The 16,329-nt window shown below is 70.6% G+C and carries 13 protein-coding genes; 8 read left to right on the forward strand and 5 right to left on the reverse strand.

Translation table 11 applies throughout. The features are described 5' to 3' along the window. Positions 1-505: 505 nt before the first annotated feature. Positions 506-1,336 (forward strand): HAD-IB family hydrolase, encoded by an 831-nt coding sequence (locus AB0L59_RS30370; protein WP_365589824.1) that lies wholly within the window; start codon positions 506-508, stop codon positions 1,334-1,336. Between the two features lie 417 nt (positions 1,337-1,753). On the opposite strand, the gene AB0L59_RS30375 is transcribed toward AB0L59_RS30370, so the two are convergent. Then, the gene (locus AB0L59_RS30375) at positions 1,754-2,578 is read right to left on the reverse strand and encodes a Fic family protein (RefSeq protein WP_365589825.1); all 825 of its coding nucleotides are present in this window, start codon (positions 2,576-2,578) and stop codon (positions 1,754-1,756) included. A gap of 101 nt (positions 2,579-2,679) precedes the next feature. Here AB0L59_RS30375 and AB0L59_RS30380 point away from each other — a divergent pair, with 101 nt between their 5' ends. Then, positions 2,680-3,672 carry an ATP-binding protein gene (locus tag AB0L59_RS30380; RefSeq protein ID WP_365589826.1) on the forward strand — a complete coding sequence of 331 codons (993 nt, stop codon included), beginning with the start codon at positions 2,680-2,682 and terminating at the stop codon, positions 3,670-3,672. Positions 3,673-3,675: 3 nt separating this feature from the next. Here the strand turns inward: AB0L59_RS30380 and AB0L59_RS30385 are convergent, their stop codons facing one another. Then, positions 3,676-4,941: a hypothetical protein gene (locus tag AB0L59_RS30385; RefSeq protein ID WP_365589827.1), complete on the reverse strand. Its 1,266-nt coding sequence runs from the start codon at positions 4,939-4,941 to the stop codon at positions 3,676-3,678. A gap of 278 nt (positions 4,942-5,219) precedes the next feature. Here AB0L59_RS30385 and AB0L59_RS30390 point away from each other — a divergent pair, with 278 nt between their 5' ends. The 6 genes from AB0L59_RS30390 to AB0L59_RS30415 all read left to right on the forward strand — a co-directional run bounded on the left by AB0L59_RS30390 (position 5,220) and on the right by AB0L59_RS30415 (position 13,159). After that, entirely contained in the window at positions 5,220-7,541 is a 2,322-nt protein-coding gene (locus tag AB0L59_RS30390; RefSeq protein ID WP_365589828.1) for a SulP family inorganic anion transporter, read from the forward strand. 116 nt (positions 7,542-7,657) lie between these two features. Continuing rightward, a complete protein-coding gene (gene acs / locus AB0L59_RS30395) occupies positions 7,658-9,613 on the forward strand; it encodes an acetate--CoA ligase (RefSeq protein ID WP_365589829.1) in 1,956 nt (651 codons plus the stop codon). 204 nt (positions 9,614-9,817) lie between these two features. After that, complete coding sequence (gene nhaA / locus AB0L59_RS30400; protein ID WP_365589830.1) at positions 9,818-11,260, forward strand: Na+/H+ antiporter NhaA; 1,443 nt, start codon at positions 9,818-9,820, stop codon at positions 11,258-11,260. 105 nt (positions 11,261-11,365) lie between these two features. Then, the gene (locus AB0L59_RS30405; protein ID WP_365589831.1) at positions 11,366-11,854 is read left to right on the forward strand and encodes a phage holin family protein; all 489 of its coding nucleotides are present in this window, start codon (positions 11,366-11,368) and stop codon (positions 11,852-11,854) included. Continuing rightward, complete coding sequence (locus AB0L59_RS30410; protein WP_365589832.1) at positions 11,851-12,771, forward strand: alpha/beta hydrolase; 921 nt, start codon at positions 11,851-11,853, stop codon at positions 12,769-12,771. Before AB0L59_RS30405 ends, AB0L59_RS30410 begins: the two co-directional genes overlap by 4 nt. A gap of 208 nt (positions 12,772-12,979) precedes the next feature. Then, positions 12,980-13,159, forward strand: a complete 180-nt coding sequence (locus AB0L59_RS30415) for a hypothetical protein (protein ID WP_365589833.1) — start codon at positions 12,980-12,982, stop codon at positions 13,157-13,159. Between the two features lie 14 nt (positions 13,160-13,173). On the opposite strand, the gene AB0L59_RS30420 is transcribed toward AB0L59_RS30415, so the two are convergent. From AB0L59_RS30420 to nth, 3 genes are all read right to left on the reverse strand, one after another. Beyond that, complete coding sequence (locus AB0L59_RS30420; RefSeq protein WP_365589834.1) at positions 13,174-14,373, reverse strand: MarP family serine protease; 1,200 nt, start codon at positions 14,371-14,373, stop codon at positions 13,174-13,176. Positions 14,374-14,465: 92 nt separating this feature from the next. Further along, positions 14,466-15,161 carry a CoA pyrophosphatase gene (locus AB0L59_RS30425; RefSeq protein ID WP_365589835.1) on the reverse strand — a complete coding sequence of 232 codons (696 nt, stop codon included), beginning with the start codon at positions 15,159-15,161 and terminating at the stop codon, positions 14,466-14,468. Positions 15,162-15,215: 54 nt separating this feature from the next. Further along, the gene (gene nth / locus AB0L59_RS30430) at positions 15,216-16,154 is read right to left on the reverse strand and encodes an endonuclease III (protein WP_365589836.1); all 939 of its coding nucleotides are present in this window, start codon (positions 16,152-16,154) and stop codon (positions 15,216-15,218) included. Between the last annotated feature and the right edge of the window lie 175 nt (positions 16,155-16,329).

Raw genomic sequence — 16,329 nt, forward strand, 5'->3', positions numbered from 1 at the left:
TATGAGCGGCCGACGGAAACCGGCCATACGCGCTCCGGCAATCGGAACCGGCCATGAACTCGCCACGGTCGGAGCGCGCTGGAATCACGGTGCAGCGATCCGCGAAATCATGTGGATCTTGGTGGAAAACTGTGGACAACTCGGGGGCTGTGAATATCGCCGTCACCCATACCGGTGACCTCTGCACCGATCCCTGTGCGACTTCCACAGAGCAGCGCGACGATTACACCGAGTAACGGATCACGGGCGCACCACAGCGGCGGCCGTGGCGTCGCGACCTCGGCCGCACGGTCGTGTGAAGAGCGGAGAGAGAGGGGAAAACCCACCCGGACATGCGACGACCCCCGCCGGGGGGGAGAGCGGGGGTCGTCCCCACGGCCGACTCGGGGGGGAGGAGTCGGGCCGGGTTAGCACGGTCGCGAACGATCCGTGACTTCCATGGTGTACCCGAGAGCCCTCTCAGGCAAACCCACGCGCCCCACCTTACGCCGAATGGTGGGCGCCTATGCTCGGGGGCGTGGAAAACCACTCCTTGCCCCGCGCCGCAGCCTTCTTTGATCTGGACAAGACGGTCATTGCGAAGTCGAGCACGCTCACCTTCAGCAAGTCCTTCTACCAAGGTGGGCTGATCAACCGCAGGGCCGCGCTGCGCACCGCATATGCCCAGTTCGTCTTCCTGGTCGGCGGCCTGGATCACGACCAGATGGAGCGCATGCGCGAGTATCTGTCCGACCTGTGCCGCGGCTGGAACGTACAGCAGGTGCGGGAGATCGTCGCCGAAACGCTGCACGACCTCATCGACCCGATCATCTACGACGAGGCCGCCTCCCTCATCGAGGAGCATCACGCGGCCGGGCGGGACGTGGTGATCGTGTCGACCTCGGGCGCCGAGGTGGTCGAGCCCGTCGGCGAACTGCTCGGCGCGGACCGGGTGGTGGCCACGCGCATGGTCGTCGGCGAAGACGGCTGCTTCACCGGGGAGGTGGAGTACTACGCCTACGGCCCGACCAAGGCCGAGGCGATCCGGGACGTGGCCGCCTCCGAGGGCTACGACCTGGACCGCTGCTACGCCTACAGCGACTCGGCGACCGACCTGCCGATGCTCCGGGCGGTCGGGCACCCGCACGCGGTGAACCCGGACCGCGCGCTGCGCCGCGAGGCGCTCGCGCGGGGATGGCCGGTTCTGGAGTTCCGCCGGCCGGTCCGGCTGAAGAAGCGGCTGCCCACCTTCTCCGTCCCGCCGCGGCCCGCCCTGGTCGCGGCGGCGGCCATAGGCGCGGCGGCCACCACCGCCGGACTCGTCTGGTACGCCAGCCGACGCCGGAGCACCGCCTGACGCGGGAGCACCGCCTGACGCGACAGCACCGCTGACGCCCGAGCACCGCCGGACACGCCAGCACCACCCGTGCGCCCGTTTCATCCGAGTTTGAGCCTGAAAGTAAAGAAGTACAGGCTGGGCTTTCGCTTCCCTCGGCCTCGCGGTACAAAGGCTTTAGGCCCGCGAGACCAAGGGACATCCGAGAGGATCACCAACCACTACGCAGTTGGCCCCACGGACCACGTATGGACACCGGGCACCCACGCGACGTCGACCCGTCGATTACGGGCCAGCCGCACCAGGTGACGGGCAAAGTCCCCGACCTGATGGGCACATATCGAGGACGCTTGGTAACTCGGTGAACATGCCAGCGGCGGTACGAACACTCGTACCGCCGCAACCCATGTCCGGGACGGTTCCTCCCCCGGAGTCCGCTCAGGCCGCGCCGCGCTGCAGCGCCTCGCACACGGCCGTCGACTCGCGCGCACCCAGCTCGACCGCCCCGCCGCAGTGGGCGATCCAGGCCGCCATGCCCTCGGGAGTGCCGGAGGCGTATCCGTCCAGCGCCGCCAGATAGGAGGCGCGGCCCAGTTCGGCATGGCCGACCTCGGCCGGGCAGATCGCCTTCGGGTCCAGGCCGCTGCCGATCAGCACGATCCGCTCCGCCGTGCGCGCGACGAGGCCGTTGTGCGACACGAAGGGCCGCAGCGCGAGCAGCTCGCCGTGCACCACGGCGGCCGTGACCAGCGCGGGCGCGGACGATCCGGCGATGATCAGGTCCGCGAGTCCCTCCAGCCGGCCGGAGACCTCCTGGGCGTCCGGCAGCGGCAGCTCGACCAGCGGCTCCTCCACCGTCTCGCCGTCCTGGCGCGGCCTGCCGACCTCGTCGCCCGTGCCCGCCGCCGCCACCAGGTGCAGCCGGGCCAGCACCCGCAGGGGCGACTGCCGCCAGATGGACAGCAACTGGCCCGCCTCCGCGGACAGCCTGAGGGCCGCCCCCACGACCCGCGCCTCGGCGTCGCCGCCGAAGTCGGTGCGCCGCCGCACCTCCTCCAGGGCCCAGTCGGCGCCGGACAGCGCCGCGGAGCCGCGGGCACCGCGCAGGGCCGCCTCGGAGGTGATCTCGGTGCTGCGGCGCCGCATGATCCGGTGCCCGTAGACCCGGTCCACGGCCTTGCGCACGGACTCCACGGAGTCGGCCACACCGGGCAGCGAGCCCAGGGCCGCGAGCGGGTCGGCGTTCGCGCCTGTCGTACTCATGAGTACGACACTACGCACCCCCTCGGCCGACCCCTCGAAGGAGTGGTCTTCTTCACTTCCACCTGACACATAGAGCTACTGATTGACTACTCTTGGTGAACATGAAAATTGCTTTCGTCGGGAAGGGCGGCAGCGGCAAGACCACGCTCTCCTCCCTCTTCATCCGCCACCTCGCGGCCGCCGGCGCCCCGGTGGTCGCCATCGACGCGGACATCAACCAGCACCTCGGGCCCGCCCTCGGCCTCGACGAGACGGAGGCCGCCGCACTGCCCGCCATGGGCGAACGGCTGCCGCTGATCAAGGACTATCTGCGCGGCACCAATCCGCGCATCCGGTCCGCCGCCACGATGATCAAGACGACCCCGCCCGGCGAGGGCTCGCGGCTGGTCCGGGTACGGGAACCCAATCCGGTCTACGACGCCTGCGCGCGACCGGTGGAACTCGACGGTGGCGCCGTCCGTTTGATGGTCACCGGCCCCTTCACGGACGCCGACCTGGGGGTCGCCTGCTACCACTCCAAGACGGGAGCGGTGGAGCTGTTCCTGAACCACCTCGTCGACGGCCCCGACGAGTACGTCGTGGTCGACATGACGGCGGGTTCGGACTCCTTCGCCTCCGGCATGTTCACCCGCTTCGACATGACGTTCCTCGTCGCAGAGCCGACCCGGAAGGGGGTCTCCGTCTATCGCCAGTACAAGGAGTACGCCCGCGACTTCGGCGTCGCCCTGAAGGTCGTCGGCAACAAGATCCAGGAACAGGACGACATCGACTTCCTGCGCGCGGAGGTCGGGGACGACCTGCTCGTCACGGTCGGGCGCTCGGACTGGGTGCGCGCCATGGAGAAAGGCCGGCCGCCCCGGTTCGATCTCCTGGAGGAGGCCAACGCCCGCGCCCTGCACACCCTGCGGGCCACCGCGGATGCCACGTACGAGCTGCGGGACTGGGAGCGCTACACCCGCCAGATGGTGCACTTCCACCTGAAGAACGCCGAGGCGTGGGGCAACGAGCGCACCGGGGCCGACCTGGCTGCGCAGGTCGACCCCGCCTTTGTGCTCGGCGAAGGCGTCGGCGCGGGCGTGACAACTCCCGTCTGACACCTACTGCTTGACCGCCGGCGCCCCGGGGACTCCCTTGGGCGCCGGGGCCGGGCGGCCGGAGAGGAAGGACGCCCAGCCCTGCCTGGGGGCCTCACCCACCTCCAGGGTGCGCAGCTTCGCCAGGACCTTCGGGTCCTGGGCGTCCAGCCAGTCGACGAGTTGGTGGAAGGACACGCAGCGCACGTCGGGCTTGTTGCACACCTCCTTCACCGTTTCCTCGACGGCGCGCATGTAGGTGCCGCCGTTCCAGGACTCGAAGTGGTTGCCGATGATCAGCGGGGCACGGTTGCCGTCGTAGGCCCGGTAGAAGCCCTTGATCAGACCGTCACGCATCTGGTCGCCCCAGTAGTCGAACTTGTCCGGGTCGCCCTGGGTCTGCGTCCCGGACTGGTTGACCATGAAGTTGTAGTCCATGGTCAGCTGTTCATAGGTGTGCCCGGGGAAGGGCACCAGCTGCATCGACAGATCCCACAGCCCCTCCTTCTTCTTGGGCCAGACCTGGTTGTCGACCCCGCTGGAGTCGTAGCGGAAGCCCAACTGGCCGGCGGCCTTGATGAAGTTCTTCTGGCCTTCGAGACAGGGGGTGCGGGCGCCGATCAGCTCCTTCTCGTAGTCGAAGGGCAGCGGAGCCGCGTCCTTCATTCCGCTGTTGGTCTTCCAGGTCTTCACGAACTGCTTGGCCTGGGTGATCTCGCTCTTCCACTCGTCCACCGACCAGGTGCCGACCCCGCCGTTGGGCCCGCAGAAATGGCCGTTGAAGTGGGTGCCGATCTCGTTGCCCTCCAGCCAGGCCAGCCGCGCCTGCTTGACGGTGGCGGCGATCCCCTTCTCGTCGTTGAAGCCGATGTCGGAACTGCCGGGCGCGTGCTGCGGCGGCTTGTACAGGTCGCGCTTCTCCTCCGGCAGCGTGTACACACCGCTGAGGAAGTACGTCATCGTCGCGTGGTTCGCCTTGGCGACCTCACGGAAGTGCGAGAACAGCTTCTGCTTGTCCTCGCCCGCGCCGTCCCAGGAGAAGACCACGAACTGCGGCGGCTTCTGACCGGGCTGGAGCCGCTCGGGTCTGGGCAGATGCGGCTGCGCGCCGGTGTACGCGGTGGATCCGTCGCCGATCAGCCGGAACACACTGCCTGGCGCCGGGGCACCCTTCTTCGGGGCGGGCACCGCTTCCTTCGAACCGTGGGAGCCGGTCGCGCAACCGGCGAGCGACGAGGCACAGGCCGCGGCGACCATGACGCCGACGGCGATCCTCTGGGTGGCGGCCATGTTCCGCCCACCTTCTTCCTTCTCTCAGGCAAACGCTGGCGAGGGCCTTTCTGTGGTGATCTGCCGGGCTTGCACCGACAGCGCCGCCAAGGTCGCACGGGACCGAGAAGGAATTAGTACGACAAGCCGATCAAACGGTTAGTTCCCTCATCTGAGCGATGTGGTGGGGCATTTGCCCTAGAACGCTATGCATTGTCTTTACGCTTCATTACGTTTCCTTTACTGGTGTTGAGCCATCCCGCCCAGTCCGACCGTGCCCACCCGGAGGAGACGGGACCATGTCAGCCTGCGCACCCCCGCACACCCAGCACCCGCCCCCGCCGCACGGCGCGCCGCCGGACCGAAGGCGCCGCTTCCGGCCCGCGGGCGCCGACCTGTCCGCGTCCGTCGCCGTCTTCCTGATCGCCCTGCCCCTGTCCCTGGGAATCGCCCTGGCCACCGGCGCTCCACTCCAGGCCGGTCTGGTCGCCGCCGCCGTGGGCGGAGTCGTCGCCGGCCGGCTCGGCGGCTGCCCGCTCCAGGTCAGCGGGCCCGCCGCCGGGCTCACCGTGGTCACCGCCGACCTGATCCACCGCTACGGCTGGCGGGCGACCTGCGGCATCACCGTTCTCGCCGGACTCGCCCAACTCGGTCTCGGCTGTCTGCGGGTGGCGCGCGGCGCGCTCGCGGTCAGTCCGGCCGTGGTGCACGGCATGCTCGCCGGGATCGGCATCACCATCGCCGTCGCCCAGGTGCACATCGTCCTCGGCGGCAGCCCGGACAGCTCCGTCCTCGCCAACCTGCGTGCGCTGCCGGAGCAGTTGGCCCACCTGCAGCCGGCCGCCGTCTGGACGAGCACGCTGACGCTCGCCCTGCTGCTGGCCTGGCCCCGTCTGCCCGGCCGCGCCGGCCGGCTGCTGCGCGGAGTGCCGGCCGCCCTTGTCGCCGTGGCCGGGGCCACCGCCACGGCGGCGCTCACCGATCTGGTGCTGCCCCGGGTCGACCTGCCGTCCTGGCGCAGCCACGCCTTGGCCGGGCTGCCCGAGGGCCCGGCACTCGGGCTCGCCGCCGCCGTGCTCACCACCACCCTGGTGTGCAGCGTGCAGTCGCTGCTCGGGGCGGTGGCCGTGGACAAGCTGGTCGCCGCCCGCCCCGGCCCGGTCCCCCGCGTCGGCCGCTCCGACCTGGACCGGGAGCTGCTGGGCCAGGGCGCCGCCAACATCGTCTCCGGGGCGCTCGGCGGACTGCCGGTCGCCGGGGTGGCCGTGCGCAGTACCGCGAACGTGAAATCCGGTGCGCTGAGCCGGAACTCCACGATGCTGCACGGCGTTCTCGTAGTAGTCGCCGCGCTGCTGATGGTCCCGGTCCTCGAGGAGATCCCGCTCGCCTCCCTCGCCGCCCTGGTGATGGCTGTCGGCATCCAGATGGTGTCCCTGCACCACATCCGCACGGTGACGCGCCACCGCGAAGTGCTGGTCTACGCCGCGACCACACTCGGCGTGGTGCTCCTCGGCGTCCTCCAGGGCGTGCTCCTCGGTGTCGCCGTCGCGGTCGCCGTCGCCCTGCAGCGCCTCGCCCGCACCCGTGTCACCCACGAAGAGAAGGAAGGAGTCCATCACGTACGCATTCGAGGCCAGTTGACGTTCCTGGCGGTGCCGCGGCTCAGCCAGACCTTGCATCTCGTACCCCAAGGCGCGCACGCCGTCGTGGAGTTGGACGGATCGTTCATGGACCAGGCGGCGTACGAGTCACTGCGGGACTGGCACAGCACCCACACCGCCCGCGGTGGCACGGCCGAGCTGTCGGGCCGGCGCGGCGGAATCCGGACCGCCGGGCCGACCCCGTCGGCCGGGTGCCGGTGCCGGCCCTGGACACCCTGGCGCGACCACAGGTCCTGCATCCCCGAGGCCGTGGCCGCACCGGCCGGGCGGCAGGCCGGGCGGGAGCTGGCCCGTGGGATCGGCTCCTTCCAGCGCAACACCGCGCCGCTGGTGCGGGATGAGCTGGCACGGCTGGCCCGGGAGGGCCAGCGCCCCGCGCAGCTCTTCCTGACCTGTGCCGACTCCCGGCTCGTGACGTCGATGATCACCGCCAGTGGTCCCGGCGACCTGTTCGTCGTCCGCAACGTCGGCAACCTGGTGCCGGCGCCGGGCGAGGAGGCCGGTGACGACTCGGTGGCGGCCGCCGTCGAGTACGCCGTGGAGGTGCTCGGGGTGCGCTCCATCACCGTGTGCGGGCACTCGGGGTGCGGGGCCATGCAGGCGCTGCTGAGCACGGGCGACGCGGTTGGGGGCACCCCGCTGCGGCGCTGGCTCCGGCACGGGCTGCCGAGTCTGGCGCGGCTGGCCGAGGACCGCCGCGGCCGGCCCCGGCTCGCCGGCCGGTCCCCGGTGGACGCGGTGGAGCAGCTGTGCCTGACCAATGTGGTCCAGCAGCTGGAGCACCTGCGTGCGCACACCCCGGTGGCCCGGGCGCTGGCCAGGAGCGAGTTGGAACTGCACGGCATGTACTTCGACGTGGGCGAGGCACAGGCTTATCTGCTGGCGGCGGATGCGGGAGACGACGTGTTCGAGGGCGTCTCGGAAGGTGTCGGCGCAGGAGAGGAGGGCGCAGCGGTGTGAAGACCCAGGCATGGACAGGTCTACACCAATTTTGCCGACCACCCTTGTCATCGGACCCCCGCGTCTGATGAGCTGTGGCCTGGGACACAACGGACACCCTTGGAAAGGGAGATGTCGTGAGCAACGAGAGCCTGGCCAACCTGCTCAAGGAAGAACGCAGGTTCGCGCCGCCCGCCGACCTGGCCGAGCACGCCAACGTCACCGCGGAGGCGTACGCAGAGGCCAAGGCTGACAGGCTCGGCTTCTGGGCCGAGCAGGCCCGCCGCCTGACCTGGGCCAAGGAACCGAACGAGACGCTGGACTGGTCGAACCCGCCGTTCGCGAAGTGGTTCAAGGACGGCGAACTGAACGTCGCGTACAACTGCGTGGACCGGCACGTGGAGGCCGGACACGGGGACCGTGTCGCCATCCACTTCGAGGGTGAGCCCGGCGACAGCCGCTCGATCACCTATGCCGAGCTGAAGGACGAGGTCTCCAAGGCGGCCAACGCCCTTCTGGAACTGGGTGTCCGCAAGGGCGACCGGGTCGCCATCTACATGCCGATGATCCCGGAGACCGCGATCGCGATGCTGGCCTCGGCCCGGATCGGCGCCGCGCACTCGGTGGTCTTCGGCGGCTTCTCGGCGGACGCCCTGGCGACCCGTATCCAGGACGCGGACGCGAAGGTGGTCATCACCGCCGACGGCGGTTACCGGCGCGGCAAGCCGTCCGCGCTGAAGCCGGCCGTGGACGAGGCGGTGCAGAAGGCGGCGGGCGTCGAGCACGTGCTGGTGGTGCGCCGTACCGGTCAGGACGTGGCGTTCGACGGCGAGCGGGACGTGTGGTGGCACGAACTGGTGGGCCGGCAGTCCGCCGAGCACACCCCGGAGGCGTTCGGGGCGGAGCACCCGCTGTTCATCCTCTACACCTCCGGCACGACCGGTAAGCCGAAGGGCATCCTGCACACCTCCGGCGGCTACCTCACCCAGGCGGCATACACCCACTGGGCGGTCTTCGACCTCAAGCCGGAGACGGACGTGTACTGGTGCACGGCCGACGTCGGCTGGGTCACCGGGCACTCGTACATCGTGTACGGCCCGCTGGCCAACGGCGCCACCCAGGTCATGTACGAGGGCACGCCGGACACCCCGCACCAGGGCCGGTTCTGGGAGATCGTGCAGAAGTACAAGGTCACGATCCTCTACACCGCGCCGACGGCGATCCGGACGTTCATGAAGTGGGGCGACGACATCCCCGCCAAGTTCGACCTGTCCTCACTGCGCGTCCTCGGCTCGGTGGGCGAGCCCATCAACCCCGAGGCGTGGATCTGGTACCGCAAGCACATCGGCGCGGACAGGACGCCCGTCGTGGACACCTGGTGGCAGACCGAGACCGGCGCGATGATGATCTCACCGCTGCCCGGCGTCACGGCCGCCAAGCCCGGCTCCGCGCAGACCCCGCTGCCCGGCATCAGCGCGACCGTCGTCGACGACGAGGCGAACGAGGTGCCCAACGGCGGCGGTGGCTATCTGGTGCTGACCGAGCCGTGGCCCTCGATGCTGCGCACCATCTGGGGCGACGACCAGCGGTTCATCGACACCTACTGGTCCCGGTTCGAGGGCAAGTACTTCGCCGGTGACGGCGCGAAGAAGGACGACGACGGCGACATCTGGCTGCTGGGCCGGGTGGACGACGTGATGCTCGTGTCCGGGCACAACATCTCCACCACCGAGGTGGAGTCGGCGCTCGTCTCCCACCCGTCCGTCGCCGAGGCGGCCGTCGTCGGTGCCGCCGACGAGACCACCGGTCAGGCGATCGTCGCGTTCGTCATCCTGCGCGGTACGGCCGCGGAGACCGAGGCGCTCGTCGGCGAGCTGCGCGACCACGTGGGCGCCACGCTCGGCCCGATCGCCAAGCCCAAGCGGATCCTGCCGGTGGCCGAGCTGCCCAAGACCCGCTCCGGCAAGATCATGCGCCGCCTGCTGCGCGACGTCGCCGAGAACCGCCAGCTCGGTGACGTCACCACGCTGACGGACAGCACGGTCATGGACCTCATCCAGACCAAGCTGCCGGCGGCCCCCAGCGAGGACTGAGCGGCACCGCTCCGCAGGGGCACCTGGCCAACGGGCCGGGTGCCCCTTCTGCGTCTAGCGTGAGGACCACCGGTCCCGGACCGCGCCCTTTGAGGACCAGGCAACCTTAGGTAAGGTAAGTAAAGCGTCAAGGACGCGACAAGGGTGTGCCGGGAAGTCTGGTCGGCAAAGCGAGCCGTCCCGCCTATCCCCCGGAGGTCCCCCGTGGCCGCGCCCCGCACCCGGAAAGCAGCCCGCAAGGCACTCGGCCGGCTCTCCCTGCCCGAGCGCGCCTTCGTCGCGGACGCGCTGCGGACGGAGACCGTCGGCGGCGTCCTGCTGCTCCTCGCCGCGGTGGCGGCGCTGATCTGGGCGAACGTCCCCGCCCTCCACCACAGCTACGAGACCGTCAGCCACTTCCACGTCGGCCCCGCCGCGCTCGGCCTGAACCTCTCCGTCGCCCACTGGGCCGCCGACGGTCTTCTCGCGGTGTTCTTCTTCGTCGCCGGCATCGAGCTCAAGCGGGAGCTGGTCGCCGGAGACCTGCGCGACCCGAGGGCGGCCGTACTGCCCGTGGTGGCCGCGCTGTGCGGCATGGCCGTACCGGCGCTCGTCTACACCCTCACCACCCTCACCGGGCACGGTTCCACTCAGGGCTGGGCGGTGCCCACCGCCACCGACATCGCCTTCGCACTCGCCGTCCTCGCGGTCATCGGCACCTCCCTGCCCGGCTCGCTGCGCGCCTTCCTGCTGACCCTCGCGGTCGTCGACGACCTTTTCGCGATCCTGATCATCGCGATCTTCTTCACCGACCGGCTGAACTTCGCCGCGCTGGGCGGAGCCGCCGCCGCACTGGTGGTGTTCTGGCTGCTGCTGCGCAAGGGCGTACGCGGCTGGTACGTGTACGTGCCGCTCGCCGTCGTGATCTGGGCGCTGATGTACAACAGCGGCGTCCACGCCACCATCGCCGGCGTGGCGATGGGCCTGATGCTGCGCTGCACCACCCGGGAGGGCGAACAGCACTCGCCGGGCGAGCACATCGAGCACCTGGTACGGCCCTTGTCCGCAGGGCTCGCCGTACCGATGTTCGCCCTGTTCAGCGCCGGCGTGGCGGTCTCCGGCGGGGCGCTCGGGGATGTGTTCACCAAGCCGGAGACGCTCGGTGTGGTGCTGGGCCTCGTCCTCGGCAAGACGATCGGCATCTTCGGCGGCACCTGGCTTGCCGCCCGCTTCACCCGTGCCTCGCTCAGCGAGGACCTCGCCTGGGCCGACGTCTTCGCGGTGGCCTGCCTCGCCGGCATCGGCTTCACCGTCTCCCTGCTCATCGGCGAACTCGCCTTCGCCGGCGACGCCGTCCTCACCGACGAGGTCAAGGCGTCCGTGCTCAGCGGATCGCTGATCGCGGCGCTCTCCGCGACGGTGCTGCTGAAGATACGCAACGCCACCTACCGCAGACTGTGCGAGGAGGAGGACCGGGACGACGACCGAGACGGCATCCCGGACGTGTACGAGCAGGACGACCCGGCCTATCACCTGCGCATGGCCGAGATCCACGAGCGCAAGGCCGCCGAGCACCGGCGGATCGCCGCCGAGCGGGCAGCCGCGGCACGCCACGGGCTTCAGGAAGTGCCGGGCGGGGCAGGCGAGGAGGGCGAGCGTCCGGCATGATCTGACGAGACGGTACAAAACAAGACGGCCACACGAGCGGGCCCGCCGACCGCGTACGACGGCACGGCGCGCCCACGGCACGAGAGACCTCTGAGGGAGAACGCGATGAGCGCACCCGACGGCAGCCCGGTCGGCGCCGAACGCAGCATCGGCCAGCTGTTCGCCTCGGCGACGACCGAGATGTCGGCGCTGGTGCACGACGAGATCGCCCTGGCCAAGGCCCAGCTGAAGCAGGACGTCAAGCGCGGCGCGGCGAGCGGTGGCGCCTTCTCGGCGGCCGGGGTGCTGCTGGTCTTCTCGCTTCCGATGCTCAACTTCGCCCTGGCGTACGGCATCCGGACGTGGAGCGGCTGGAACATGGCCGTCTGCTTCGTGCTGTCCTTCGCGGCGAACGTGGTCGTCGCCGGCCTCCTCGCGCTGATCGGCACGGTCTTCGCGAAGAAGGCCAAGAAGGGCCAGGGCCCGCAGAAGGTGGCCGCCTCGATGAAGCAGACGGCGGGCGTCCTGCAGAACGCCAAGCCGCATCCGCGCGCGGAGCTGCCCGGGGACCGTACCCCCGCGGCCATCGAGGCTGTGGCACGCTCACAGTCATGACCGACCCCGCCCCTTCGGCCGTGCGGCTGGACGGACCCTGGACGCACAGGGACGTCGCCGCGAACGGCGCGCGCTTCCACATCGCCGAGCTCGGCGACGGCCCCCTGGTGCTGCTGCTGCACGGCTTCCCGCAGTTCTGGTGGACCTGGCGGCACCAGCTGGAGGCGCTCGCAGACGCGGGATACCGGGCGGTGGCGATGGACCTGCGGGGCGTCGGCGGCAGCGACCGCACGCCCCGCGGGTACGACCCCGCCAACCTCGCACTCGACGTCACCGGCGTGATCCGCTCGCTCGGTGAGCCGGACGCCGCGCTGGTCGGCCACGACCTGGGCGGCTATCTGGCGTGGACGGCGGCGGCGATGCGGCCCAAGCTCGTCCGGCGCCTCGCCGTGGTGTCGATGCCGCATCCGCGCCGCTGGCGCGGGGCGATGCTGCGGGACGCCCGGCAGACGGCCGCGAACTCCTACATCTGGGGCTTCCAGCGGCCGTGGATTCCGGAGCGCCAACTCACCGCGGACGGCGGCGCGCTGGTGGGTCGGCTGATCCGGGACTGGTCCGGGCCGCGCTCCCCGGAGGACGCGGCGGTGGAGACCTACCAGCGGGCCATGTGCATCCCGTCGACCGCGCACTGCTCGATCGAGCCGTACCGCTGGCTGGTGCGCTCGCTGGCCCGCCCGGACGGCCTCCAGTTCAACCGCCGGATGAAGCGGCCGGTGCGGGTGCCCACGCTGCATCTGCACGGCTCGCTGGACCCGGTGACGCGCACGCGCAGCGCGGCCGGATCGGGCGAGTACGTCGAAGCGCCGTACCGCTGGCGCCTGTTCGACGGGCTCGGCCACTTCCCGCACGAGGAGGACCCCGCGGCGTTCTCCACCGAGCTCGTCAACTGGCTGAAGGATCCCGAGCCGGACCGGTGACGGACGGGGCCGCCGGGACACACACCCGTGGCCGGTGTTCTTCACCCGAATCGGTGACGTACCCCGGTGACCGTACGGTGACGGTTCGCTGCGTGGAGTACCCGGTTCCTGAACAGTTGTCCCCCGAACGGCCACATGCCCTCCGCATAGGCCAATTGGGCGGCGCTCACACGGTTATCGACCTTCGGGCAGGGGCACACGTCGGGGTATGGGCTGGACGCACGACTACAGTGACGCACCCCGCAATCGCCGCTCGGCCACTGGTCTGAGCACGCCTCAGCGAGGCAACCCGCAAGTCGCGGAAGGGGACCTACGCGTGGGGATCCCGCGCATCCTGCGTCGCCGGGCCCGCTGGGTCTCGGTGCGTCTGCGTCACCCGCGCGGCTGAGCCTCCCACAAAGGTCACAGGGCGCAGCTGTCCGTACCCACCTGCTGGTTCGCGCTACGTCCCTGTTCGATGTCGGCCTGGATCTCGTCCGTCGTGAGGGCGTAACCGGTCTCGGCGTCGTCGAGGGACTTGGCGAACACCACGCCGTAGACCCGGCCGTCGGGCGTGAGCAGCGGGCCGCCGGAGTTGCCCTGACGGACGGTCGTGTACAGCGAGTAGACGTCACGGCGGACGGTGCCGCGGTGGTAGATGTCCGGGCCGTTGGCCGTGATGCGCCCGCGCACACGCGCGGCGCGCACGTCGTACGAGCCGTTCTCCGGGAAGCCCGCGACGATCGCGCCGTCACCGCCGGCCGCGTCCTGGGCGGAGAACCGCAGGGGTTTCGCCCTCAGGTCGGGTACGTCGAGCACGGCGATGTCGCGCTTCCAGTCGTACAGGACGACCTTGGCGTCGTACCTGCGGCCCTCGCCGCCTATCTGCACGGTGGGCGCGTCGACCCCGCCGACCACGTGCGCGTTGGTCATGACCCGGCGGTCGGCGAAGACGAAGCCGCTGCCCTCCAGGACCTTGCCGCAACTCGGGGCGGTGCCGGTGACCTTGACGATGGAGCTCTGGGCGCGCAGGGTGACCGAGCTGTTCGCGAGAGCCGGGTCGGGCGGCTGGACGTCCTTGATCGGTTCGTTGGCGAAGGGGCTGAAGACCTGCGGGAAGCCGTTCTGCGCGAGGACGGAGGAGAAGTCCGCGAACCAGGTGTCGGCCTGCGCGGGCAGCGCCCGGGAGACCCCGAGGAGCACCTTGGAGCCGCGGACCTCCTTCCCGAGCGTGGGCAGGGTGGTGCCGGCGAGGGCGGATCCGATCAGCCACGCCACGAGCAGCATGGCGACGACGTTGACCAGGGCGCCGCCGGTGGCGTCCAGGGCGCGGGCCGGGGACCAGGTGATGTACCGGCGGAGCTTGTTGCCCAGATGGGTGGTCAGGGCCTGGCCGACGGAGGCGCACACGATGACGACGACCACGGCGACCACGGCGGCGGTGGTCCCGACGTCGGAGTTGCCGGTCACGGCGTCCCAGATGACGGGCAGCGTGTACACGGCGACGAGGCCGCCGCCCAGGAACCCGATCACCGACAGGATGCCGACGACGAAGCCCTGGCGGTAACCCACGACCGCGAACCACACGGCCGCGACCAGCAAGAGGATGTCCAGCACGTTCACCGCTTCAGGCCTCGCCTACTCACTCCGGTCCCCGCGGCCCGGCCGGGGGTCCGGGGGGTGTCCCCCGGAAAACACAGCACGGGGTCACCCTGTCATGACCGCCAGTCGAGTGGGACCTGCTTCCCTCTGTCCCAGGGGCGCTCCCAGCCCGCGAAATGCAGCAGGCGGTCGATCACTCCGGCTGTGAAACCCCACACCAGGGCCGATTCGACCAGAAATGCCGGGCCCCGGTGACCGCTGGGGTGGACGGTGGTGGCGCGGTTGGCGGGGTCCGTGAGATCCGCCACGGGGACCGTGAAGACGCGCGCCGTCTCGTTCGGGTCGACGACGCCTACCGGGCTGGGCCTGCGCCACCAGCCGAGCACGGGCGTGACGACGAAACCGCTGACCGGGATGTAAAGGGCGGGCAGCACGCCGAAGAGCTGGACGCCGGACGGGTCCAGCCCGGTCTCCTCCTCGGCCTCCCGCAGCGCGGCCCGCAGCGGCCCGTCGGTGTGCGGGTCGCCGTCCTCGGGGTCGAGCGCACCGCCCGGGAAGGACGGCTGCCCGGCGTGCGAGCGCAGGGAGCCGGCGCGCTCCATGAGCAGCAGCTCCGGGCCGCGCTCGCCCTCGCCGAACAGGATCAGCACGGCCGACTTGCGGCCCGAGCCGTTCTCCGGCGGCAGGAAGCGGCTCAGCTGGAGCGGCTCGACCGTCTCGGCGGCCCGCACCACGGGCGCCAGCCAATCGGGCAGCCCCTCCTCGCTCAGCGTCACCGCGCCGCCCCGCGCCTCACTGGCCCTCGCCATCGCCACCCCCGTCGCTCTGCCTGTCCAACGCCCGAGCACCCCGAGATCGTTCCGTCACGCGGCCCCCAGCGGCGGGGCCGGCCTGCCGCCCGCGTCGAGGTAGGCCTGCGGAGGCTTGAGCCGCTGGCCGGGGAAGCCGCCCTTCTCGTACTTCAGGAGCTTCTTCGCCTTCTCCGGGTCGGTCTCGCCCTCGCCGTAGGCCGGGCAGAGCGGGGCGATCGGGCAGGCGCCGCAGGCGGGCTTGCGGGCGTGACAGATCCGCCGGCCGTGCCAGATCACGTGGTGGGACAGGTCGGTCCACTCGCTCTTCGGGAACAGGGCGCCGACCGCCGCCTCGATCTTGTCCGGGTCGGTCTCCTCGGTCCACTGCCAGCGGTGCACCAGCCGCTGGAAGTGGGTGTCCACGGTGATCCCGGGCCTCCCGAAGGCGTTGCCGAGTACGACGAAGGCGGTCTTGCGGCCGACTCCGGGCAGCTTGACCAGGTCCTCCAGCCGTCCCGGGACCTCGCCGCCGAAGTCCTCCACGAGGGCCTTGGAGAGCCCCATGACCGACTTGGTCTTCATCCGGAAGAACCCGCACGGACGCAGGATCTCCTCGACCTCCTCCGGGTTGGCGGCGGCCAGGTCCTCGGGGGCCGGGTACCTGGCGAAGAGGGCCGGGGTCGTCTGGTTCACGCGCAGGTCGGTGGTCTGGGCCGACAGCACGGTGGCGACCAGAAGCTGGAAGGGGTTCTCGAAGTCCAGCTCGGGGTGGGCGTACGGATACACCTCGGCGAGCTCGCGGTTGATGCGGCGGGCGCGGCGGACCAGGGCGGTGGGGGACTCGTCCCTCGGCGGCTTCACGGCGACCTTCTTGGCGGGCGCCGCCTTCTTCACGGCCACGGCCTTCCCGGTCGCCACGGCCTTCTTGGCAGGGCTGACCTTCTTGGCCGAGGCGGCCTTTTTTGCGGTTTTTCCGGTTTTCTTACTGCCGCCCGAGCTCTGTTCGCCCACAGCGGAATCGCGACGTACAACCACCCGCTAAGCCCCCTTGGCCTGTGCTCTCACCGGCGATTTGGACACCCGGCCAGCCTAAAGCCCGGCACCGACATCCGCCCCGGACCCCGAGGATCGGACCCCGATTGGACCCCTGGCGCTTACCTCGGGACACCTGTGCGGCATCCTTGTG

Origin of the sequence: Streptomyces sp. NPDC052109, from assembly GCF_040680195.1 — a bacterium.
Classification (GTDB): domain Bacteria; phylum Actinomycetota; class Actinomycetes; order Streptomycetales; family Streptomycetaceae; genus Streptomyces.